This is a genomic window from Lactococcus allomyrinae, from assembly GCF_003627095.1.
Classification (GTDB): domain Bacteria; phylum Bacillota; class Bacilli; order Lactobacillales; family Streptococcaceae; genus Lactococcus; species Lactococcus allomyrinae.
Genome location: NZ_CP032627.1, coordinates 1327757 through 1350174 on the forward strand (window position 1 = coordinate 1327757; position 22418 = coordinate 1350174).

Consider the following 22418-nt stretch of genomic DNA (forward strand, 5'->3'; position numbering starts at 1 on the left):
TTATTTCTCATTTCATAATAATATAATGAGAAATAAATGAAAAAAGACAACTCTTATTTAGAAGAGTTGTCTTTTGGGGGTTCTTCCCAATTTCGTCGTAGACTAAAATGGTCTGGAACTAAGTCATACCCAGGAGTGCATAATGGATGGCAACGTAGAATACGCGCGGTTCCCATTGCTATACCTTTTGTAGCACCGTGTTTTTCTATCGCCTGAATCATATAGTTGGAGCAGGTAGGATAATAGCGGCAAGCTGGAGGGAGAGCCGGAGAAATCCAACGCTGATAACCATGCACCGCCTTCACTAATACTTTTTTCATATTTCTTTCATTGGGGATGTTTCATATTTCTATATTTTGTCCCTTATTTACCAATCTTTATCCAACAGTTCACTGAAATACAAATCATAGATGCCTTGCTTATTTCTGTGAGTTTGGACACTACTGACGAAAAATTGAACAATGAAGTCACCTTATTCTGTCAATGTCTGAGTAGCTTCCCCTTTTGTCAATGTACTGACAGCTTTGTTTGTCAATGTCTATTTTAGAAGTTGAAGGATGTCGGCAATCATTAACTCTGGTGTGAGGTGATAACGTTCATATAATTCTGATGAGGGTACGGAATCATTAAATTCACGTTTTGCACCGAAATTCAAAACTTTTACATCATATTTCCCAAGGAATGACGCTACTTTTTGACCGAAACCTCCATCTAAAATTCCATCTTCGATAGTGACAATAACTTCATGATTTTCTGTCAGTGCTGACAAAAATGTTTGGTCTAAATCATTGACAAAAAGTGGATTGACAAGTGTTGCCTCAATTCCCGATTTGGAGAGTTCTGAAACGATTTTTTCTCCATGAGAGTATAAGCCACCAAGCGCCAAAATTGCTACTTTTTCGCCGACTTTTTCCATCTGATAAGATGGTTCTGAATAATCTGTCAGTACTGACAAACGTGACTCCACACCATGTTCCGGCATTTGAATCACAACTGGCTCTTCATGCTGTGCAAGTGCCCAGTCAAGCATAGACAGTAATTCTTCCTCTGAAGTTGGCGCGAGATATTTAAGATTTGGAATATTAGAAATCCATGTCATTGCTGATGAACCTTGGTGTGTCTTGTCAGACCCAGAAATTACACCACCTTTGACAATGATAATTGCTGGTTCTTCATTAATTGCGACATCATGCCAAAGTTGGTCATAAGCACGTTGTAAAAATGTTGAGTTATGGAAAATAATTGGGCGCGCGCCATAAGCCGCCATTGCTCCACCAAAAGTAATCGTGAACTGTTCAGCAATTCCTGCATCAATATAGCGCTCAGGGTATTTGCTAGCAAATTGTTTCAGACCAAAAATTCCCGGAATTGCGGCATTAATCGCAACAAGTGGTAGACCTTCTGCCATTTTTTTATCCAGATAATCAAGCATGACACTTGTGTAAGATTTTGCAGATGATGCTGTTTTTAAAGCACCAGTTTCTAAATCAAACGCGCCACGCCAATGAAAATTTTCTTTATTCTCAATTGCTGGTGCATAACCATGTCCTTTTTCGGTGTGAATATGCAAAACAATGGGATGATCAATGTCTTTCACTTCTTCAAAAAGATGAATTAACGCTTCAATATCATTTCCTTCTTCAAGATATTTATAATCTAAACCGAAGGTTTTAAAGAAATTATTTGCTGCAGTTCCCTTTGTTTCACGTAGCTCAGCGAGATTACGGTATAAACCACCATGATTTTCAGCAATTGACATTTGATTATCATTAAAAATAATAATAAGATTACTATCAAAACCCCCTGCGTTATTTAATGCTTCCATAGCAAGTCCGCCAGAAATTGAACCATCTCCAATCACTGCAATAATATTTTCTTTGTTCTCTTTCAAATCGCGTGCTTTAGCAAATCCTAAAGCATTTGCTACAGAAGTTGAAGTATGACCTACAGTGAAAAAATCGTGCTCAGACTCATGTTGACTAGTGTAGGGTGTAATATCATGAAAGTGTCCATCAGTAAAACCAACCTTGCGTCCTGTCAAAATTTTATGGGGATAAGTTTGATGAGAAACATCCCAGATAAACTTATCAACAGGTGAATTAAAAACTTTGTGTAGAGCAATTGTTAACTCTGTTACTCCGAGATTAGGACCAACGTGCCCCCGACATTTGAAACTTTATGAAGCACAGCAGCACGTACTTCAGTGGCTAATTCATTAAGCTCTGAAATTGTCAAATTTTTCACATCCGCAGGTGTATTTACTTTATTTAAAATTGACATCTTTTCTCTTTTCTAATTATTTAAGTGGGATATCCGATATGCAAACTTGATGTCATCACATACTTTGCACTGATTTTACAATAAATGAGTGATGATAAGTTGTAGAATCAGATTTTGCTTTGAATGTAGAAATATCACTTTGTATCATAAAGCATACAAACATTCAAGCGTTAAACCTTATTTTACAACTTTTGGAAAATTTTTGCAGGATTAACCATCGAATTATCCAAACGAATTCTTATAATAAATTTTGTTCCTTCTGGTTGATTATCCTCAACAGAAATTTTACCGTTATAAGCATCAACGATTTGCTTCGCTAATGACAATCCCAAGCCCAGACCACCTTTTTGTCGCGTGCGTGCTTTATCCACACGGAAAAAGCGGTCAAAAATCTTCTTTTTATCCTCGTTAGAAATTCCTTCACCATTGTCAGCAACTGTAAAAATCAGATTTCCTCCATTTTTTTGCACATCAAGTGAAATCTCTCCGTCATCATCAGTATATTTCAATGCATTATCAAATAAAATAGTCAATAACTGCTTAATCAAAGCTTGGTCTAAATTTATTGTTCCTTCTAATTTGAGCGTTCCTGTAAACACTTTCCCTGCATTTTCAGCAAGCATTTCATAACTATTGAAAATCATCTCAAAAAATGCTGCTGTTGTTTCTTCTGGCTCAATCTTGATTCCTGATTCACGGCGAGCTAAGTTGAGCAGATTAGTGGTCAAAAGTCGCATATTTCGAACTTCTGACAGGCTTTCAGAAATATTTTCCGATTCATCAATGATTGTCGCTGTCGGTTTTTGAAATAAAAGTTCCAACCGATTTTGCAAAATAGCGAGGGGAGTACGTAATTCATGAGAAGCATTTTCCACAAATTCCTTTTGCTTCTCATAAGCAGATAGAATTGGTTTCAAAGTCCAATTAGCAAGATATAGACTAATCACAACCGATAAAAGCCAAAAAGCAACCATTGTCGTTAAAATAACAAGCATAGCACGACTCATCGCGTCTTGAATTTGGTCAACATTTGAAAAGACCTGCACGTAGGCTGGGGTAATGCTACCATCATTGTTTGTAATGACAATTTGCGTTGTTAGATAGCGATAGTGCCAATCTGCACCATAGGGATTATGCACGGAAATTGTCCGAATCGTATTAATTGCATTTTTATTTAATTTTACTGCTTTTTTTAGATGACTAAGAACAAAATCTGACGGTCCCATATCAGTAGAGGCTGGGGTAAAACTATTTCCGTCAGCATCGTAGAAAAGTACACTATTCGTCGGACCATACGCTCCTTGACTTTGCAAACTTCCTGTTCCAGTTTGATTATTTGCTGCATCTTGCAAAAAAGCTGAATTACGCGCTAAATCCTGCAAATTTTGGTCTGTTGCTTTATACATCCCAATCTGCATCACTTGAATAATGATAACTGCCAAAGCCACAAAAATTACTGTAAAAGCTAGAAAAAAATGAAGGAAATTTTTCCCATCATTTTTCACAATCGCTGAAGACTTAACTTTTTTAATTATTTTCTTCAAATTTTCTCTTTTCCATTTCGTCAGCACTACAACTCATTCGTCGTTCAACTCTCTTTGATGATGGGATTTACTGACAGACTTATAACAGTTTTGTCAGCACTAACAGAAATAATTTTTATCGCAAAATATATCCTACATTACGCAAAGTAGAGAGATTATTAACAAACTCTGTATCTTTCAACTTTTTACGTATCTTGCTCATATATACTTCAACAACCGTAACTGTGGTATCGCTATCGTAACCCCAAATTCGGTCAAAAATTTGTTCTTTAGGTAAGATAACATTTTGATTTTGCATCAGATAAACGACCAAATCAAATTCTTTACCAATCAAATCTACTGGTGTATCATCTACCATCGCTGATTTATTCGAGAGATTCAAGCGAACATTACCATAAGAAAGTCCATTGGAATCTTCAAGTTTTCCTGTGCGTTTTAGCAGAGCCTGAATACGCGCTCTTAACTCATCAAGATAAAAAGGCTTCGTCAGATAATCATCAGCACCAATATCAAAACCGTGCATCTTATCATCTAAAGATTCTTTTGCTGTCATGATAAGAACTGGCGTATCAACATTTTTTCCACGTAATTCTTTCAAAACTTCAAAACCATTTTTTTCTGGCAACATCAAATCTAGCAAAATCAAATCATAGATTCCAAGCTCTGCTTCATATAACCCTTCAATTCCATCATAGACTTGCTTTACTTCCGCAAATGATTTTAAGAAATCATAAACAGACTTGGATAACGATAAGTCGTCCTCGACTAACAAAATTTTAATCATCGGATCCATCCTTCTTCACTTTTTTGAGCTAAAATCATTTTTCTTATCTCATGCTTTTATACTAGTTCATCTCTGTAGCCATAACTATGCTGCTTTGCGATGCTTTTCTCATTCCACAGACTTAAAAAGTAGCAGCAAGTGCAAGAAATAATTTGCGTAAACGCAAACTTTAATTTATAAAAAAACTTTTAAAAATTAAACAGTATTTGAACGTTACAACATAAAAAAACGTTCGATAAATCTCTAGTATTTTTACTTATATTTGTAAAATATTCTCTCGATATTTTGCAAATAAAGCTGATAAGAACGCGCTCACCCTTTCTTTTATTTTATACTATTATGCCGTTTTTGTCTTGTATTAAACTTAATCAATACTAAAATAAAACTAAAACAATTATTTTGAATTCTTCTGATAACCCAAACAATCTTTTTCTCCAAATTTCGCAATTAAAAAGATTCCAAAGACAAACTTTGGAACCTTTTAACTCTATTATTTTTTGATTTTTGTTGATTCTCTCAAAATAAGCTCGAACGGAATAATTGTTTTCTCAGGCAAAAAGTTCTTATCATTGGATAAATCTAAGAATTTTTTTACTGCAGCTGCGCCCAACTGCTCAATATGAATATCAAAAGTCGTCAAATAGGGATGTAAAATTGATGCAAAAATCGAATTATTATAAGTAATCATACTAACATCGTCAGGTACCTTCAATCCAATTTCTGACAAACGTTCCACCACTTTCAACGCTAAGACGTCATCCATAGCGACTAGAGCTGTTTCATCTTCTAGCATGAAATCTTTGTTAAAAAATATGAGACGTTTTGTCAATCCTAATCGGTTCATCTCATCTTTGAAACCTTGATAACGTTCTTCGTAGACTTCTCCTTCTGTGGTATCAGTGACAAAGGCAATTTTTTGATGTTGAAGTTCAGCCAAATGTCTGACTGCTTCTCTCCCCAAAAGCATATTATCATTGTCCACATGTGTAATCTCATTTTGCCGTTCAGAGGGTGTTCCAACCAGCACAAATGGAATATCATTTTCTAACAGATAGTCGCGAATTTCGTCTCTTTTCCCTGCATATAAGATGATAAAACCATCCACTCGCTTTTCTGAGTATTGTAGCTCAACTTGTTTTTTTAATTCTTTGGTTGAATGTCCTGTTGCAATAGCTACCGAGACATTATAATCACGGGCCGTTTCGTTAATCGAGGTCAATATTTTCATAAAGAAAGGCTGGCTGGCTTTATCACTTACAGGTGGAAAGACAACGCCAATGGTGTTTGTTTTACCTGAAGCTAAAATTTGAGCAGCTGCATTTCTCCTGTAACCTAAGTCTTGCATTGCTTTACGCACTTTAGCTTTGGTTTTATCGCTAATTTCTGAGCTGTCTTTTATGACTCGACTCACGGTCGAAGCATTTACTCCAGCTTTTTTTGCTACATCTTTGATTGTTACTGCCATTTTCGTCTTCTGAGCGATGCTCAGACTGGATAAATCCAGCACTCCTTTCTTTATATTCTTTCATCTCTAAATATACGTAAGCAGACTTATACTATTTTACCTCTAAACGATTTTAGACATTTGGAGGTGAACTGCTTGCGATGATTGGGAAAAGCAATGCTTTCATCCGTAGCCTTGAAAAGTAGCATCAAGCGCAAGAGAGGCTTGCGTGAAACGCAAACTTTCACTTCTAAAACACTTTTAGAAGTGAATCAGTATTAGTCGTTGACCCGCGGATATCGCCTTACAATTATTGAGAAAAATGTTACTTTCCTTACCTGCGATATCAGAATAAGTTTCTAAAACTCGAATATTTTGAAATCGTAAACAGTCTATATTCTTTCACGATTTTACGTGTTTTAAAATAAACTCATCTTTTTATAATCTTGTTCCATTTTGCTAAAAGTTTTTCAATTTGTCAACCTTTGATTACAATTTTTTATTTTATTTTTGTTTTATAGTTTGTTTCTAAAAGAATTTTTTCATTGTAAACTTCAAGTTCTATTGGATGACCTTTGAGGAGTTCGATTTCGATATTATCAGAAACAGAGATTTTTAATAACCGTCCACGATAATTGATATGGAAATTGTAGGCTGTCCAAGCTTCTGGTAAAAATGGAGCAAAACTTAGCTGACCTTCCCATGTTTTCATTTGAGCAAAACCATGAACGATAGCTAGCCATGAGCCAGTCATTGAGGTAATGTGAAGTCCATCTGCTGTATCATTATTGTAGTTATCAAGGTCTAAACGTGCTGTACGTTCATACATCTCTACTGCTTTAGATTCCATTCCAAGCTCAGCAGCAAGAATCGCGTGAATAGATGGAGATAACGAACTTTCATGAACAGTGAGCGGTTCATAAAATTCAAAGTTACGACGTTTTTCTTCCAAACTAAACTTATCTCCAAAGAAATAAATCCCTTGCAAAACATCTGCTTGCTTAATATAAGGACTGCGCAACACTCTATCCCAAGACCAGTTTTGATTAAGCGGCAAGTTTGATGGATCAAGCTGCGCTACTGGCGTTAAATCTTTGTCAAGATAGCCATCATGTTGGACAAAAACACCTAATTTTTTATCTTCTGGATAGTACATTTTTTCCACGATTTCTGACCATTTTTCAAGTTCTTTTTCTGAAACTTTTAGGTCAGGACGAGGAAATTTTGTTAGATTTTTACTGGTGTAGGTGAGTACCCATGCGGCTAACTTATTGGTATACCAATTGTTGTTGATATTGTTCTCGTATTCATTAGGTCCTGTAACACCATGAATCATGTACTTATCATTTCGTGCGGAATAATGCACGCGGTCCGCCCAGAATCTTGCAATTTCAACTAGGACTTCCAGTCCTTCATGAGCAAGATATGTTTCATCACCTGTGTAATTGGTATAATTATAAATTGCATAAGCCATCGCACCGTTACGATGAATTTCTTCAAAGGTGATTTCCCATTCATTGTGACATTCAACTCCTGTGAATGTAACCATTGGATAGAGCGCTCCAGCTAAACCTTGCATACGAGCGTTATGCTGCGCTTGTGGAAGTTGTGTATATCTATATTTCAACAGATTTTTTGTGACTTTTTCATCAGCTAATGCGAGATAGAGTGGTACTGCGTAGGCTTCTGTGTCCCAATAAGTTGCTCCGCCGTATTTTTCGCCTGTAAATCCTTTAGGACCAATGTTTAAGCGTGCGTCTTCACCATAATAAGTGCTGAAAAGTTGAAAAAGGTTGAAACGTATCCCTTGCTGTGCTTCATCGGAACCCTGAATCTGTACGTCAGCGATTTCCCAGCGTTTTGACCATGCTTCTATCTGTGCTGTACGAAGTTCTTCGTAGCTAATTGCTGACAAAGATTCAATCAAAGCTACTGAAGTATCTGTCAGTGCTGATAGATTGTCATAATCACGACTTGTCAGCACCAAAACACGTTTTTCAAAAGTTAATGTTTGCCCTGCTGGCAAGATTTCTTCGTAAGTATCACTCACGTTGTCGTCAGCAGATTTTTGCGCGGTCAGTTGTAAATTTCCTTTGAAATCTTGATGGGCCAATACTGTAAATTGTTCTACACCAAAAGGATTTGGAATGGTTTGACTGATGAGATAAGAACCGTGTTCCGTATTGCCAGATTCATAGGTATTCCAGAATTTTTCATCATAGTTGGCATCTTCATTACGAACATCGGCATCTATAAACGACTCTGCGCGCACGCTGTGCATTTGTCCGTCAATATTTTCAAAGTTAAAATGGAAAACCGCGAGTTCTCGCGTTGCAATTGAGAAGAAACGCTCAACTGTCACACGCACACCAGAAACTGTATAGGCATAAGTCAGCAACCCTTTTTCCATATCCAATGCTAAATCAAAATCTGTTACTGGGCTTGTTGCCAAATCAACTTCTTTTTTATCAATAAACAGACGAACTTTGGCAAAATTCAGAGCGTTGATTGCCTTCCCGAAATATTCTGGGTAACCATTTTTCCACCAACCCACACGAGTTTTATCTGGAAACCAGACACCTGCGATATAAGTTCCTTGATGATGATCACCGCTGAAAGTTTCGCTAAAATTTCCACGCATTCCCATGTATCCATTTCCGATGGAAGTTAGGGATTCTTGCAATCTTCGGTCTTCTTTTTCGATTTGATGAGCCGTGATTTTCCAAGGATTAATTCCCATAATTCTCTTGATTTGTTTCATTTTTACTTTTATTTTCCTTTTCTTTAAGATGTGAGTCCGACTGTTTTGAAAGGTTGAAAAATAGGAAAGCTGGAGGTTCTGTCGCAGACAGGTCACAGACTTATCTTTTTTCACCCCTTTCATGGAGGACGAACCTCAGTTAGTTAAGATGTGAGAGAAGCTCAATCAGAAACTGTGAAAAAGAAGGAAATTTTTGGTTCCCTTTTGCTCTTACTGCTTTAGCAGTTAAGCAAACGGACAGCGTAATGGCAAAGCCATGAAGATCTGCGTTAGCGCAGGTTCAAAATTTCATATTTTTTCGCAAGTTTCTAGCTTTCCGAACTCAGTGAAGAGTGCTCGACCAAAAGCGTAGTGATTTAGGAAATTGGATAGTTCATGCGAAAGCACGGTTCTCCAATTCATCTAATCGTCTAGCTTTTAGCCTTCCAAAATCAATTAAATCTTCTGATAAACATGATATTCCCATGCTTCTAGTAGCATTTTGGTTTGAAATTGTCTGTCAGCACTTCCCAAGATATGCTGGTAATTTCTGTCAGTGCTGACAGAAGTTGTATCAAAATTCAGGTGTGCTTTTTTCGTTCCTAAATTGACCATAATCAAAAATTCATCACGTTCGTAGACAAATGCCTGCAAGTGTCTAGCAAAATGAAAACGAACGGAGCCATCAGAAATTGCTTTCTCATCATGCCGTAATTGAATCAGTCTTTGATACAGCTCTGTCAGCTCTGACAGATTTTCTGAATTTACTGTTTTAAAATTTGGATTAATCTCCATCCACGACTGACCTGTTGTAAAACCTGCATTTTCATCAAGGGACCATTGTAAAGGGGTACGTGCGTGTTCACGACTTCCCGCCGTCACTTTTTTCAGTGCATCATCTGCTGACAGATTTTCTGTCAGCAACGCTTGGTAATGATTTTTGACTTCCTCAGCACGCAACTGACTGCTGTCAGTAAATGGAAAATTGGTCATGCCAAATTCTTGACCTTGGTAAATGAAAGGTGTCCCCCGCAACAACATGTAGCTGACCGCGAGTGCTTTTGCTGACTCAAGGGAGCCATCACCAAAAGTGTCAATACTTCTAGGCTGATCGTGATTTTCAAGATAGAGCGCATTCCACCCCTCTGCCTGTAAATCCTCCTGCCAACGCATAATCACTTTCTTGTAAGCATAGATTGAGCCTGTACCATCACTATTTGGTTTGCGCGTGTTATGTTCAAGCTCAAAAATCATGTTGATATATCCTGAATCATTTGTCCAGCTTGAAGCCTGATGCGAGCGAACTCCTGAAGCTTCTCCAACCGTCAAGGCACCATACTCATCAAAAATCTTCTTCAAATCGTCCATGTACTGCTCAATGCCTGCAACATTCATAAACGGCTGCCACGGGCCATCGCCTTTCCATGATTTAATTTTAAAATCCCACGGTTCTTTTTGAATATGAGAAATAGCATCTAATCTAAAACCATCAATCCCAAGCTCTAACCACCAACGAATCATACGATAAATCTCTGCACGTACTTTAGGATTTTTCCAGTTTAAATCTGGTTGCTCTTTTGCAAAAACATGGAAATAAGCCTGTCTGGTCGCTTCATCATAAGTCCACGCTGAACCACCAAAAAAAGAAATCCAGTCATTTGGCATCTTCTTATCTGTAGCCTCTTGCCATAAATAATAGTCGCGATAAGGATTGTCTTTCGACTTCTTGCTCTCTAAAAACCACGGATGTTGGTCAGACGTATGATTGACAACTAAGTCCATGATTACTTTTATACCAACTTCATGAGCTTTTGTAAGCAAAATTTTGAAATCATCAAGACTTCCGAACATCTCATCAATCGCATAATAATCTGCAATATCGTACCCACCATCAAATTGTGGACTTTTGTAAATTGGATTAAGCCAAATAAAATCAACACCCAACTTTTTCAAATAAGTTAATTTTTCAATAATTCCTTGAATATCACCGATGCCATCACCATTTGAATCCTTAAAAGATTTCGGATAAATCTGATAGCCAACGGCAGAATGAAACCAATTTTTATTCTTTTTCATTAAACCTAATCTCTGTCAGCACTGACAGAATTTTCCTTTTATCAAAGTAAGTGCGTGCTAACCCCCCTCTTAGGTGGGGATGAAGCAGCACTAACTTTGAATTTTATCCGACTAAATTCAGTGGGAGTTGGAACTCCCATTGAAATAAGTCTTGACTTCATTTCGTCAAAATTACTGTGCTGTATGCTGGAACTGTCAACTTGTCAGCTGTCAGTTTCGCCGCTCCACCTTTGATATAAAGCCCATCAGAAAGTTTGTTTCCAATGACTGCTTTAGGTAATTTTACAGTAACGGAGTCAGTATCCGAAAAATTATTGACAATCGTTAAGTCTTGCCCGTAATTAATGACAGATAAGCTATCATTACTGACAGAAACTGATTTGATTCTGTCAGCAGCAATTTCCGGATATTTCGCCTTTAATCGTAAAATTTTCTTATACCAATTAAGCAAAGAATCTGGATTGGCTTCTTGTTGCGCAACTGAACCACCAAGTGTCGTAGCTATCATATCACTTCCAGGCACAGAAACACTTGCTTTTGGTGAATCTTTACCATCCACAGCCCAAGGCATTGGCAAGCGTTTATTCTGGTCAACACCTGAGCCACTCATTCCCAACTCCTCTCCATAGTAAATAAATGGATTGCCCGGCATGAGCAGGTAGCTTGATGCCGCCATTTTAGATTCAGGTAGCGTATTTGTGAAATTAATCGCTCGATCCATATCATGATTGGTCAAAAACGGTGCATCAATTGCTGTCGGATTTGCTTTATGAATCTCGTCATCCCAAGCCGTTTCTCCCTCTGAAAAAGTTGAACCCTCGCCATACATCAAAGCATTCATCAATGGACTGTTATTATTATTTAAAGCATTGGGAAAAGCAAATAGTGAATTAATTTTTGAAGCATAAAGTGACGTAATATCATCTGCACCTGCATAGTCCTCGCCTACGACATAAGCTTTTTTATCTTGAGAATGAATCGTCTTCATCAACCAACTCGAAAATTTAACCGTATTTTTATCCACAGATGTGCCATAATAATAAGCCATACCATCTAAACGAAAGCCCGAAACACCTTTGTCCAGCCAAAATTTTGTGATTTTTGCGATTTCTTTTTTAACATCTGGATTGGATAAATTCAGGTCTGGCATAGACTTGTCAAACTCTGACTCATAGTATTTTCCATTACTTGCCAAATTATAGCCTTGTTTTGGCTGACTTGACCAATTATAATAATTGACATATTTTTTATCGCCAGCAAGCGCCTTTTCAAACCACACATTGTTTGTCGCCGTGTGATTAAATGGCATATCCAAGATGACTGCAATACCGCGTTTTTTCGCTTGTGCAATTAAGTTTTCAAAATCTGCCATCGTACCCAATTTTGGATTGATTGCTTCATAATTTGTCACATCATAACCGTGATAACTAGGACTTGCAAAAATAGGTGTCATCCACAAGCCCTGAACTTTTAAATCTGTTGTTGATTGGGGATTTCCAGTGTTCAAATAATCTAAATGCTGTGTAACACCATTCAAATCTCCTTGCCCATCACCATTTGAATCCGCAAAAGAACCTGTAAAAATTTCATAAAAATTGCGGTATAAACTTGGACTCACTTTTGTACTGACAGCTTTTTTGTCAGCGCTACTCGCTTGCGAATTAGTTTTTTGGCAAGCTGTCAGTACTGACAGAGCAAGAATACTCGCTGACAGTACAATGATTTTACTTTTCATGATACTTTCTCTCTTCATCTTCCCAATAAAGACGGTCTGTTTCCGAAATTTCACGTAAGACACGCGCAGGATTTCCTACTGCAATCACATTTGCAGGCAGATCTTTTGTCACAACACTTCCAGAGCCAACAATCGTATTTTCGCCGATTGTAACACCAGGATTGACTATCACACCGGCTCCAAGCCAAACCCGAGACCCTATCGTGATTGCTTTTCCTAACTCTAGCCCACGCACACGAACCCCTGCATCAATCGGATGACTGGGCGTAATCAATTGCACACGAGGTCCAAACATGACATCATCACCAATCGTAATCGGTGCTACATCAAGAAAGATACAGTCCATATTGGCATAAAAACGCTCACCAATCTTTGTATTAAAGCCATAATCAACATGAAGCGGCGGATTGACATAAATCTCTTCACCAGTTTGTCCAAATAATTCTTTTTCAAGCGCAACGATTTTGTCTCTTTCCATTAAGCTCACTTGATTAATTTTTTGCGCCAAAACACGTGATTTTCTTGGACGATATTCTGGTTCAATCTTGCTTGCATCGTAAAGTTCGCCTGAAATCATGCGTTCGTATTCAGAAGTCATTTTTCACCTCAGCTCCTCTTTCTTCCTTTTTTGCCATTGATAGATACTGCAAAATTCTGTCAATACACTGACAGAAAAAATTTTCACATTAGATTAATAATCACTAAAACCAAAGCTATATCAACGATTACTCCAATAATCCAAGCCAGCCAAAAATACCATTTACGCGTCTTATGATGGCAAATCTGTCCTGCCAAAATTGCACCAAGACCGCCACCTATGATCGCCTCTGTCAGTAAAACTTTCTCAGGAATACGCCACAAATGATGTATCGCTTTATACTTGTCCACCGCATAAAATCCAAAAACTACGATATTCCAGACTAGTAAAATCCAAAGGAAAATCATCCTTTACCTCCTATCCTTTGACAGAACTCTGTCAGCATCATTCCACTTCGCAGACAAAAGCTTCCCAAGGGAGCAAGTTCATTCGAGAAAGCTCAGGCATAAATTCATAATTGTGAATCAGCAATTCCTTGCTGACAAATCCCGTCAAAAAGCTATTTTGCTCATCAGATAAATTAACTACAACTAAATATTTTTTCCCTTTATACTTGCGTAAATAAGCAAAAACATCTCGCTCACTATCTAACAGCTCAAAATCACCATAAACTACCCAGTCATGCTGACGACGAAGTTCGATTAACTTTTTATAAGTATAAAAGACCGATTTTTCATCTTTGAGCGCTAGATCAGCATTAATTTCCAAATAATTTGGATTGACAGAAAGCCAAGGTTTCCCCTCAGTAAATCCTGCATTTTCATCAAGTGACCATTGCATCGGAGTTCTAGCATTATCACGTCCCACACGACGAATCGAATCCATAATCTCATCTTCTGAGTATCCCTCAGAAAGACGCTCTAAACGCATATTCCTCGACTCAACATCATTAATTTGTTCAATCGACTCAAAAGGAAAATTCGTCATACCGAGTTCTTCTCCTTGATAAATATAAGGCGTTCCTTTCATCATATGAAGTAAAATAGCAAAAGCTTTCGCTGATTCCACGCGATATTTTTTATCATTTCCCCAATTTGACACGATGCGAGGCAAGTCATGATTATTCCAAAAAAGTGAATTCCAACCTTTTTCGAGCGCCTGCCATTTGGCAAAAACTTCCTTCAGCAATGACACAGAAAAGGCTTTCTTGTCCCATTTTTCTCCCTCATCCAGATAAGTATCTGTGATATGTTCAAATTGAAAAACCATTGACAATTCTGCACGTTCAGGATTAGAGTAAAGTTCTGCAATTTCTGGTGTTGCTCCCCAAGTTTCGCCGACTGTAAGCAAATTTTTATCCCCAAAAGTTGCTCGGTTCATTTCTTGCAAATATTCATGTAATTTTGGACCATTTCCAGTGATTTCCTGATCAATTTCTTTTCCAATCAAATCAATAACATCCATACGGAAGCCACCAATTCCCTTATCAATCCAGTAATTCATCATGTTATAAACTTCCCTGTGAACGATTGGATTTTCCCAATTCAAATCGGGTTGACGTTTACTGAAAATATGTAAAAAATATTGCCCAGTCTTCTCATCAAATTCCCAAGCCGAACCCGAAAAAGTTGATTTCAAATCATTCGGCTCATCACGCCAGATATAATAGTCACGATATTTATTATCACGCGAACTTCGTGCCTCAACAAACCAAGCGTGTTCATCCGAAGTATGATTAACCACCAAATCCATCACAATCTTAATCCCGCGTTGCTCCGCGCAAGCAAGCAACTGCTCCATATCTTCCATCGTGCCGAAAACATCCGCAATCGCTTGATAATCCGAAATATCATAACCATTATCATCCATCGGCGATTGGTAGACAGGTGACAACCAAATTGCACCAATACCTAACTCTTTCAAATAATCAAGCTTTGAAATAATCCCTTGTAAATCACCAACACCATCATTGTTACTATCCATAAATGACCGCGGATAAATCTGATAAACAACTGTCTTTTGCCACCAATTTTTTTCCATAAGTTAACTCCTGAAAATGTAAAATCAATCACTAACAGAAAATTAATTTTCTGTTAGTAAAAAATCAATTTCTGTCAGCAAAATATCTTGCTGACAGAATCATAAATTATTTATAAATCACAAAACCGTATTGTAAAACATTCTTACCATCTATCAAATTAGAGAATACAATATTTTCAGCTGAAAAATAAGCTGGTTTTTCCCCAATATTGAAAACAGCTTTCAAGTCTCCACGTTTAAACTTAACAATACCATTTTCATTATCAACAATTTTCCACTCAACATCAGAATCACTCAAAATCTCTTGGTATTCATGACGAAAAGCAACCAATCCTTTGAAAAATTCAAACATATTTTCATCTTGAAATTCTTTTTCCCACGGCATACATTTTCGGCATTCTGGATCCATACCGCCAGTAACAGCGTACTCATCGCCATAGTAGATACATGGTACACCAGGTTGGAGATAAGTAAAAGTTTCCACAAGTTTCATCAGATTTTTATTGTTTTTTGCAACAGTCAAAATACGTGGAGTGTCATGTGAATCTAACACATTAAACATCATTTGATTCACTTGTTTTCTATAAAGTGTTAATTGTGTGTTGATATTAGAAGCCATTTGTTCAAGCGAAATCTTCTTCGTGATAAATCCATCCTTGATAGCATCTGTATAAGCATAATTCATCACAGCCGTGAACTCATCCCCAACAAGCCACGGTTGAGCCGAATGCCACACCTCCCCTAAGATATAAAAATCTTTTTTCGCAGCATCACAAGTTGTTCTAAATTTCTTCCAGAAAGTATGATCTACTTCATCAGCAACATCCAAACGCCAAGCATCAATATCAAATTCACGAATCCAATAATCTGCAACTTTAAGTAAATAAGCTTCAACTTCTGGATTTGCTGTATTTAACTTAGGCATATGCGGAGTAAAAGCAAATGTGTCGTAAGTTGCGTTCTCAGCATTTTCAAAATCATCTGTCGGTGTATATGTCGCTGGCCATTGATTTACATGGAACCAATCAGCAAATTTTGAGTCTTGTTGATATTTCAAAACATCTTGCCATTGTGCAGAAGTATCCCCAATATGATTAAAAACTGCATCCAACATTACTTTAATTCCGCGCTTATGCGCCTCGTCCACGAGCTTTTTGAAAATTTCTTTATCACCAAAATGCTTATCAATATCCAAATAATCCTCTGTATCATATTTATGATTTGAAAACGCCTGAAAAACCGGAGTAAAGTAAATTCCGTTTACACCAAGCTCCGTTAAGTGATCCAAATGATTAATCACCCCTTGTAGATCACCCCCATAAAAGTCCTGACGTTCAGGTGTCTCCGTTGGATTCCATTCTTTTGTTTCTTCAGGGTCATTTGATTTATCCCCATTAGCAAAACGTTCAGGAAAAATTTGATACCAAACCGTTTGCTTAACCCACTCAGGTGCATGGAAACGATCAGTTTCATGGAAATAAGGAAGGCGAAAAGCGCCGTATTTTTTAGTTACTAATGTCTTATCATAATCCAATAACCCTTGGTCAGTATAGATGACTTTCTCACCATCTACACCAGTGACTACAAATAAATAATCCACTCGTTTAGTAGGAACAGTAATCTCAGCTTCAAAGAAATCACTAATATTAGTAGAAAGCATCTTCTTCATTTCTATACTACGACTTTCCCAATATTGTGTATCTGGATTATCCACTCCTTTCCACATATAAGGGTCACCATAAACCAATTCTACAGTTGCGATATCATCCTTATCCGCTCGAAGTCGAATATGCATCAATTCTTTCGTATATAAGTACGCAAACTCTGATTCAGGGCGATGGTAAAGTGCTGCTTTGTTCATAAAAAGAACCTCCAAATTATTTGATGGTTGTACTGCCCTAATACTGTCACAAGATTTTTCTGCACAATTTTAGGGACAGCGGAAAATCAATACTCATACAATCAACTCTCCGTTAGTGTCATGTCCACCACATCTGGAAGAATACAAATCCTCACATTGATTACATTTTAGCATAACGCTTTCATCTGCGCAACCGATTGCATATTATTTTGCAATTTCTTTTATTTTACATGATTATTTCTAAGGGAAAATATCTCAGAAACGCTGTTTTTAAGCCAGAAACACCTCGTAACTAAAATGTAATATTATTTTCCTTGACAAAGAGCAAACGTTTGCGTAAAATGAGAGGTGTAAAAATTAAAACCGTTTTCATTAGGAGGAAACATAAAATGAAATCTTGGAAAAAAGTTGCCCTTGGTGGAGCATCAGTGCTCGCAGTAGCAACACTCGCAGCTTGCGGAAATTCTGCAAGTGGTAGCAAATCAACATCATCAAAATCTCCAGCAGTAAAAGGAGATGTTACTTTGTGGGTTGACCCTGCAAACGTTGACAGTTACAAAACTTTAGTAAATGGGTTTGAAAAGAAATACCCTGATGTTAAAGTAAAAGTTACTCAGTCCCCAACAGGTTCAGCAAATGCTAAAACTGACGTTGGTAAAGATCCATCTAAAGCTGCTGATGTCTTCAAAGTTCCTAATGACCAACTTGGTGCTATGGCTGAAGCTGGATACATTAATCCTTTATCACCTGATGCAACAAAATGGGTTAAATCAAACGATATTTCAGTAGCTGCTGATGCCGTATCTTGGAAAGGTAAATTTTACGCTTACCCTCAAGACCAACAGTCTAACATTATTTTCTACAATAAATCGAAATTCTCAAGTGCTCCAACTGATTGGAGTCAATTCACAAAAGATACTGCTATCGGTACAGACTTCTCTAATTCATACAACTGGTATCCTGCCTTCCTTTCAAATGGAACCGTTTTATTTGGTAAAGATGGTGAAACTTTAGATGGTACTGATGTATCTGGAGATTCAGGAGTTCAAGTTCTAACTTGGTTTGCAAAACAAAAAGCAAATACAGGTGTAGTCAATTCTGGTCAAGCTTTACTTGCTGATTTGAAATCTGGTAAAACTGCTGCAGTCCTTGATGGTCCTTGGGATGCTGGAAATATCAAAAAACTTCTTGGCGATAACTACGGTGTAACAACACTTCCTACTATTGACTTTGGTTCTGGCTCTAAACAAATGCAAGCATTTTCTGGTGTAGGTACACTTGCTGTTAATTCTGCATCTAAAAATCAAGTGGCTGCTTCAAAACTTGCTGAATATCTTTCAAATGCAGACTCTCAAAAAGAACTCTATAAAGACAATAATGCTATTCCTGTTGCTAAGAGCTTACAAGATGATTCAACAATCACTAATGACCCTGCTGCACAAGCCGTTATCAAACAAGTACCAAATGATACTTTAATGCCTAAGATGCCTGAAATGGCCACATTCTGGAATTTAGCTGCACCTTTGATTAATAATACATACCTTGGTAAGACTCCAGCATCACAATTTGCTACACAACTTAAGACTTTCCAAGAATCTATTTCTAAAGCAACTAAATAATTAGTAATGACTCTTGTTATAAAGAGGTTGGGCACAGCCTAATCTCTTTATTTCTTATTTAAAGAAGGACAAATTTTATGTTCAAAAAGAAAAATAAATTTCCTCCTGAAGCAACTTATGGAGAAGTCTGGTCTAAAGGTGATATTTTTGCCAAACTTAGCTTTATAATCATGGGACTTTTTCAACTTAAAAATAAACAATGGCTTAAGGGTATTCTTTTTCTCGCTAGTGAGATTATTATCATCGGTTGGCTATTCTTTTCTGGTTTCAGCGCCATCAGTATGCTCGGAACGTTAGGAACAGTCAAGACAAAAAAAGTCGTTTGGGATGCCTCACAAGGTGTATACAATACCATTTTACCTGATAATTCCATTCTTTATTTACTTTTTGGGGTTTTCGCCATAGTAGCCGTTGCCTTACTCATCTTCCTATACATCGTACACCTCCGCTCTTTACGCCATTTGTACGCTCTGAACCGTGATGACGCACATATTCCTACTACATTAGAAGATTTATCTTCACTTTTGGATGACCGTCTTTATATTACTTTGATGGCTTTGCCATTGCTCGGGATTCTCGCTTTTACAGTTGCACCTCTGATTTTCATGATTACACTGGCTTTCACAAATTATGATAGTCAACACCTCATAGGTTTTTCATGGACTGGTTTTTCCGCATTCATTCAAATTTTCCAAGGCGATTTTGGACAAGCTTTCTTACCTATACTAGCTTGGACAATTATTTGGGCAATCGCTTCAACGGTAACAACTTTCCTTGGAGGTGTGTTACTCGCTCTGCTCATCGAATCTAAAGGTATCAAATTTAAAGGATTCTGGAGAACACTTTTTGTTGTTGTGTTCGCTGTACCTCAGTTTGTCTCTCTTTTGCTGATGGCAATGTTCCTAGATGACCATGGTCCTATCAATACTGCATTAGAAAATGCGCATTGGATAGCAGGACCTATTCAATTTTTATCTGACCCAACATTGGCAAAAATTTCAGTCATCGGGGTCAATATGTGGATTGGTATTCCAGTTACAATGTTAGTTTCAACTGCCATTATTCAAAATCTTTCTCAAGATCAAATTGAAGCTGCACGTATTGACGGAGCTAACTCTTTTCAAGTTTTCCGTTCAATTACATTCCCACAAATTCTTTTTGTCTTGACACCAACATTGATTCAACAATTCATTGGTAATTTTAACAACTTTAATGTTATTTATCTCCTTACAGGTGGTGGTCCAAATACAAGTAACACTCTAGCTAATGCTCAAGCCGGAACGACTGACTTGCTTATTACTTGGCTTTATAAATTGACAACCCAATCTACGAGAAACTACGCAGTCGCATCTGCAATTGGTATTATCATATTTGTTATTACCGCAACAGCTTCATTAGCATTGTATCGTAGAACCAATGCATTTAAGGAGGGATAAACATTGAAATCTTACAAAAATCAAAGAAGAACTTCTCTTATCTTGCGTTACATTCTATTAGTTGTTTTAGCGCTACTCTGGATTTTTCCCGTGCTATGGATGATAGTGACAAGCTTTGCTCAAAATAATAACACAGGATTTGTTCAAACGCTTTTTCCAACTCACTGGACACTTGAAAACTATATAGGGATTTTCAATAACCCTATGTACCCTTATTTAAATTGGGTTTTAAATACTTTTATCTTAGCAGTTATTTGTGCAGTAGCTAATACGTTCATCACGACTATTATGTCCTATTCCCTATCACGTTTACGTTTTAAATTTAGAAAACCATTCTTACAATTTGCCCTAATTATTGGGATGTTTCCAGGTATTATGGGAATGATTGCCATGTATTCTATTTTAAAATCTATTAATATGTTAAATCTTTGGGGAATGGCTTTAGTTTATGTCGGAGGCTCAGGACTTGGTTTCTATGTCTTTAAAGGATTTTTAGATACTATACCTCGCTCTATTGACGAAGCTGCAATCATTGATGGTGCCTCACGCTGGCAAACTTTTATCAAAATCACCTTACCCTTATCTCGTCCAATGATTGTTTACACTTCTCTTATGGCTTTCATTGGTCCTTGGCTCGATTTCCTATTCTCTAGCTATATATTGGGAGGTGGAAATCCTAAAATACGTACAGTAGCCTATGGTCTGCAAAATATGATGACTAACTCTAAAGGTTCTAGTGCAACTAACCTTTATCAGTTTATCGCAGGTAGTGTACTTATCGCTGTACCTATCACAATTCTCTTTATTATTATGCAACGTTTCTACGTCAACGGAATTACCGCTGGTGCAGACAAAGGATAAATAAAAAAGTCTCGTTATATTAACGAGACTTTTTTTACTTATTGTCCAAGAAGTTTTTCAGCTTCCGCTTTATATTTTACCATATCAATAGAAAGCCCTAAACCTCCATACCTATCATATGCATTTTGCCAGTCATTATTATTTGGTATTGTTGTTGATTTTATTCCATTTTTCATATCAAATAATGATTTGATTCCTGATGTTAATAGGAATGAATTTGGAATATTTGTCATTGTGACCGCACGAGTCGTTCCCAACGCACTAGAACCAGTAAAAAGAGTAAGAGGATTTTTCATTTTAGACATCACAGTTTCTAAAACTTGTTGTTGACGTTTTACTCGACCAAAATCTCCTTCATCATCATGACGGAACCGAGCGTAGTTCAACAAAGTGCGACCATCCATTTTTTGAACCCCTGGCTTAATCATCATGAATGTTCCACCACCATCTGGATAACCTAAAGCAGCCGCTTCATCTGCAGTAAGGACTTTATCGGTAGAAGTTTTACCTTCTGTTTCTGATAAATCATCTGGAACAGGTACAGCACTGAGTTTTTGTCCATTTACTGTTGAAAATTTCGCATCAATTTTCAATCCTGTGGGGAAGAGAGAGTCAATAATAGTCGCAAAACTAGAGAAGTCTACCACTGCGTAATATTGACAGTTGACACCAAAATTCTCTTTCAATGTTTCACTCATCAAGTTCACTCCTTGACGATTCTCTTGCTCTCCTACTGTGAAAGCTGAGTTGATTTTTGAGCTGCCACTAACTCCTGGCACATTGACCAGTGTATCGCGCATGAAACTGACAAGCCTCATTTGATGGTCTTTAGCATTCATATGGAGCACCATGATTGTATCTGTATGCGCCACATCTGATGATTGACCTGGGCGTTTATCCGCTCCAAGAAGAAGAATATTAACAGATCCATCAGAATTTTTTAAACTAGTAAAAGTTTCTGGTTTCGCCACACCTCCTTCATGTTTTACACCTCGACTATAGCCATAAACGAAAAATCCTGCCATGACTACAATAATTAAAATAATGACACTGAGTATCCTTCTCAACCAATGCTTTTTTTTCTTACCATTTTTTCCCAACTTTGGAGATTTTTTTGAATCTTTATCTTTTTTAACATTTTTTCTTCTCTCACTTAGAGTAGGAGATATTGATGAGTTTCGCCCACTTCTTCGATTTGAAGCAGAAGAATGTTGGACACCTTCATCTGAATAACCGCTATCATAATCATTAGTCTGAGCTTCATATCCCGAATATTCCTCAGCCTCTTCAGGATTATAGTAACTTTCATGTGCTGTAAATTCATTGAGTAATTCATAATACTCTTGACGTTCGCGAATAGTGAGATAATCAATGTTATGCCTCAAATATTCTAGTCTTTTATATTTTTTATCATTCATTTCCTACTTATTATACCAAAGTTTTTTAGCTCGTGCAAAATA

At 37.2% G+C, this 22418-nt stretch carries 15 protein-coding genes and 1 pseudogene; 3 read left to right on the forward strand and 13 right to left on the reverse strand.

Annotated features, from left to right (window positions below; translation table 11 throughout):
- Positions 1–53 precede the first annotated feature (53 nt).
- The 12 genes and pseudogenes from yidD to D7I46_RS06270 form a co-directional block, all read right to left on the reverse strand.
- Positions 54–320 (reverse strand): membrane protein insertion efficiency factor YidD, encoded by a 267-nt coding sequence (gene yidD / locus D7I46_RS06215; protein ID WP_120772107.1) that lies wholly within the window; start codon positions 318–320, stop codon positions 54–56.
- Between the two features lie 218 nt (positions 321–538).
- A pseudogene (locus tag D7I46_RS06220) lies at positions 539–2280 on the reverse strand (1-deoxy-D-xylulose-5-phosphate synthase).
- A gap of 182 nt (positions 2281–2462) precedes the next feature.
- On the reverse strand, positions 2463–3824 hold the full coding sequence (locus D7I46_RS06225) for a sensor histidine kinase (RefSeq protein WP_120773309.1): 1362 nt from the start codon (positions 3822–3824) through the stop codon (positions 2463–2465).
- 115 nt (positions 3825–3939) lie between these two features.
- The gene (locus D7I46_RS06230; protein WP_162930842.1) at positions 3940–4608 is read right to left on the reverse strand and encodes a response regulator transcription factor; all 669 of its coding nucleotides are present in this window, start codon (positions 4606–4608) and stop codon (positions 3940–3942) included.
- 490 nt (positions 4609–5098) lie between these two features.
- A complete protein-coding gene (locus D7I46_RS06235; protein WP_120772109.1) occupies positions 5099–6073 on the reverse strand; it encodes a LacI family DNA-binding transcriptional regulator in 975 nt (324 codons plus the stop codon).
- Between the two features lie 478 nt (positions 6074–6551).
- Complete coding sequence (locus D7I46_RS06240; RefSeq protein ID WP_120772110.1) at positions 6552–8813, reverse strand: glycoside hydrolase family 65 protein; 2262 nt, start codon at positions 8811–8813, stop codon at positions 6552–6554.
- Between the two features lie 435 nt (positions 8814–9248).
- Positions 9249–10868 carry an alpha-glucosidase gene (locus D7I46_RS06245; RefSeq protein ID WP_120772111.1) on the reverse strand — a complete coding sequence of 540 codons (1620 nt, stop codon included), beginning with the start codon at positions 10866–10868 and terminating at the stop codon, positions 9249–9251.
- Positions 10869–11025: 157 nt separating this feature from the next.
- Positions 11026–12603 carry an alpha-amylase family glycosyl hydrolase gene (locus D7I46_RS06250; protein WP_120772112.1) on the reverse strand — a complete coding sequence of 526 codons (1578 nt, stop codon included), beginning with the start codon at positions 12601–12603 and terminating at the stop codon, positions 11026–11028.
- On the reverse strand, positions 12593–13201 hold the full coding sequence (locus D7I46_RS06255; RefSeq protein ID WP_120772113.1) for a sugar O-acetyltransferase: 609 nt from the start codon (positions 13199–13201) through the stop codon (positions 12593–12595). The genes D7I46_RS06250 and D7I46_RS06255 overlap by 11 nt, the downstream gene beginning before the upstream one ends.
- Before the next feature lie 83 nt (positions 13202–13284).
- Entirely contained in the window at positions 13285–13548 is a 264-nt protein-coding gene (locus D7I46_RS06260) for a DUF1294 domain-containing protein (RefSeq protein ID WP_120772114.1), read from the reverse strand.
- Between the two features lie 37 nt (positions 13549–13585).
- Positions 13586–15181 carry a glycoside hydrolase family 13 protein gene (locus D7I46_RS06265; protein ID WP_120772115.1) on the reverse strand — a complete coding sequence of 532 codons (1596 nt, stop codon included), beginning with the start codon at positions 15179–15181 and terminating at the stop codon, positions 13586–13588.
- 106 nt (positions 15182–15287) lie between these two features.
- A complete protein-coding gene (locus D7I46_RS06270; protein WP_120772116.1) occupies positions 15288–17042 on the reverse strand; it encodes a glycoside hydrolase family 13 protein in 1755 nt (584 codons plus the stop codon).
- A gap of 389 nt (positions 17043–17431) precedes the next feature.
- On the opposite strand from D7I46_RS06270, the gene D7I46_RS06275 reads away from it, so the two are divergent.
- The 3 genes from D7I46_RS06275 to D7I46_RS06285 all read left to right on the forward strand — a co-directional run bounded on the left by D7I46_RS06275 (position 17432) and on the right by D7I46_RS06285 (position 20958).
- Positions 17432–18661 (forward strand): extracellular solute-binding protein, encoded by a 1230-nt coding sequence (locus tag D7I46_RS06275; protein WP_120772117.1) that lies wholly within the window; start codon positions 17432–17434, stop codon positions 18659–18661.
- A 77-nt stretch (positions 18662–18738) separates the two neighbouring features.
- Positions 18739–20097, forward strand: a complete 1359-nt coding sequence (locus tag D7I46_RS06280; RefSeq protein WP_120772118.1) for a carbohydrate ABC transporter permease — start codon at positions 18739–18741, stop codon at positions 20095–20097.
- 3 nt (positions 20098–20100) lie between these two features.
- Positions 20101–20958, forward strand: a complete 858-nt coding sequence (locus tag D7I46_RS06285; protein ID WP_120772119.1) for a sugar ABC transporter permease — start codon at positions 20101–20103, stop codon at positions 20956–20958.
- Positions 20959–20996: 38 nt separating this feature from the next.
- On the opposite strand, the gene D7I46_RS06290 is transcribed toward D7I46_RS06285, so the two are convergent.
- Positions 20997–22376 carry an LCP family protein gene (locus tag D7I46_RS06290; RefSeq protein ID WP_120772120.1) on the reverse strand — a complete coding sequence of 460 codons (1380 nt, stop codon included), beginning with the start codon at positions 22374–22376 and terminating at the stop codon, positions 20997–20999.
- Between the last annotated feature and the right edge of the window lie 42 nt (positions 22377–22418).

Excerpts from the sequence above, each read along its gene's own strand:
- yidD (WP_120772107.1), bottom strand. The coding sequence starts at position 320 with ATGAAAAAAGTATTAGTGAAGGCGGTGCATGGTTATCAGCGTTGGATT.
- D7I46_RS06230 (WP_162930842.1), bottom strand. The coding sequence starts at position 4,608 with ATGATTAAAATTTTGTTAGTCGAGGACGACTTATCGTTATCCAAGTCT.
- D7I46_RS06235 (WP_120772109.1), bottom strand. The coding sequence starts at position 6,073 with ATGGCAGTAACAATCAAAGATGTAGCAAAAAAAGCTGGAGTAAATGCT.
- D7I46_RS06240 (WP_120772110.1), bottom strand. The coding sequence starts at position 8,813 with ATGAAACAAATCAAGAGAATTATGGGAATTAATCCTTGGAAAATCACG.
- D7I46_RS06245 (WP_120772111.1), bottom strand. The coding sequence starts at position 10,868 with ATGAAAAAGAATAAAAATTGGTTTCATTCTGCCGTTGGCTATCAGATT.
- D7I46_RS06250 (WP_120772112.1), bottom strand. The coding sequence starts at position 12,603 with ATGAAAAGTAAAATCATTGTACTGTCAGCGAGTATTCTTGCTCTGTCA.
- D7I46_RS06255 (WP_120772113.1), bottom strand. The coding sequence starts at position 13,201 with ATGACTTCTGAATACGAACGCATGATTTCAGGCGAACTTTACGATGCA.
- D7I46_RS06260 (WP_120772114.1), bottom strand. The coding sequence starts at position 13,548 with ATGATTTTCCTTTGGATTTTACTAGTCTGGAATATCGTAGTTTTTGGA.
- D7I46_RS06265 (WP_120772115.1), bottom strand. The coding sequence starts at position 15,181 with ATGGAAAAAAATTGGTGGCAAAAGACAGTTGTTTATCAGATTTATCCG.
- D7I46_RS06270 (WP_120772116.1), bottom strand. The coding sequence starts at position 17,042 with ATGAACAAAGCAGCACTTTACCATCGCCCTGAATCAGAGTTTGCGTAC.
- D7I46_RS06275 (WP_120772117.1), top strand. The coding sequence starts at position 17,432 with ATGAAATCTTGGAAAAAAGTTGCCCTTGGTGGAGCATCAGTGCTCGCA.
- D7I46_RS06280 (WP_120772118.1), top strand. The coding sequence starts at position 18,739 with ATGTTCAAAAAGAAAAATAAATTTCCTCCTGAAGCAACTTATGGAGAA.
- D7I46_RS06290 (WP_120772120.1), bottom strand. The coding sequence starts at position 22,376 with ATGAATGATAAAAAATATAAAAGACTAGAATATTTGAGGCATAACATT.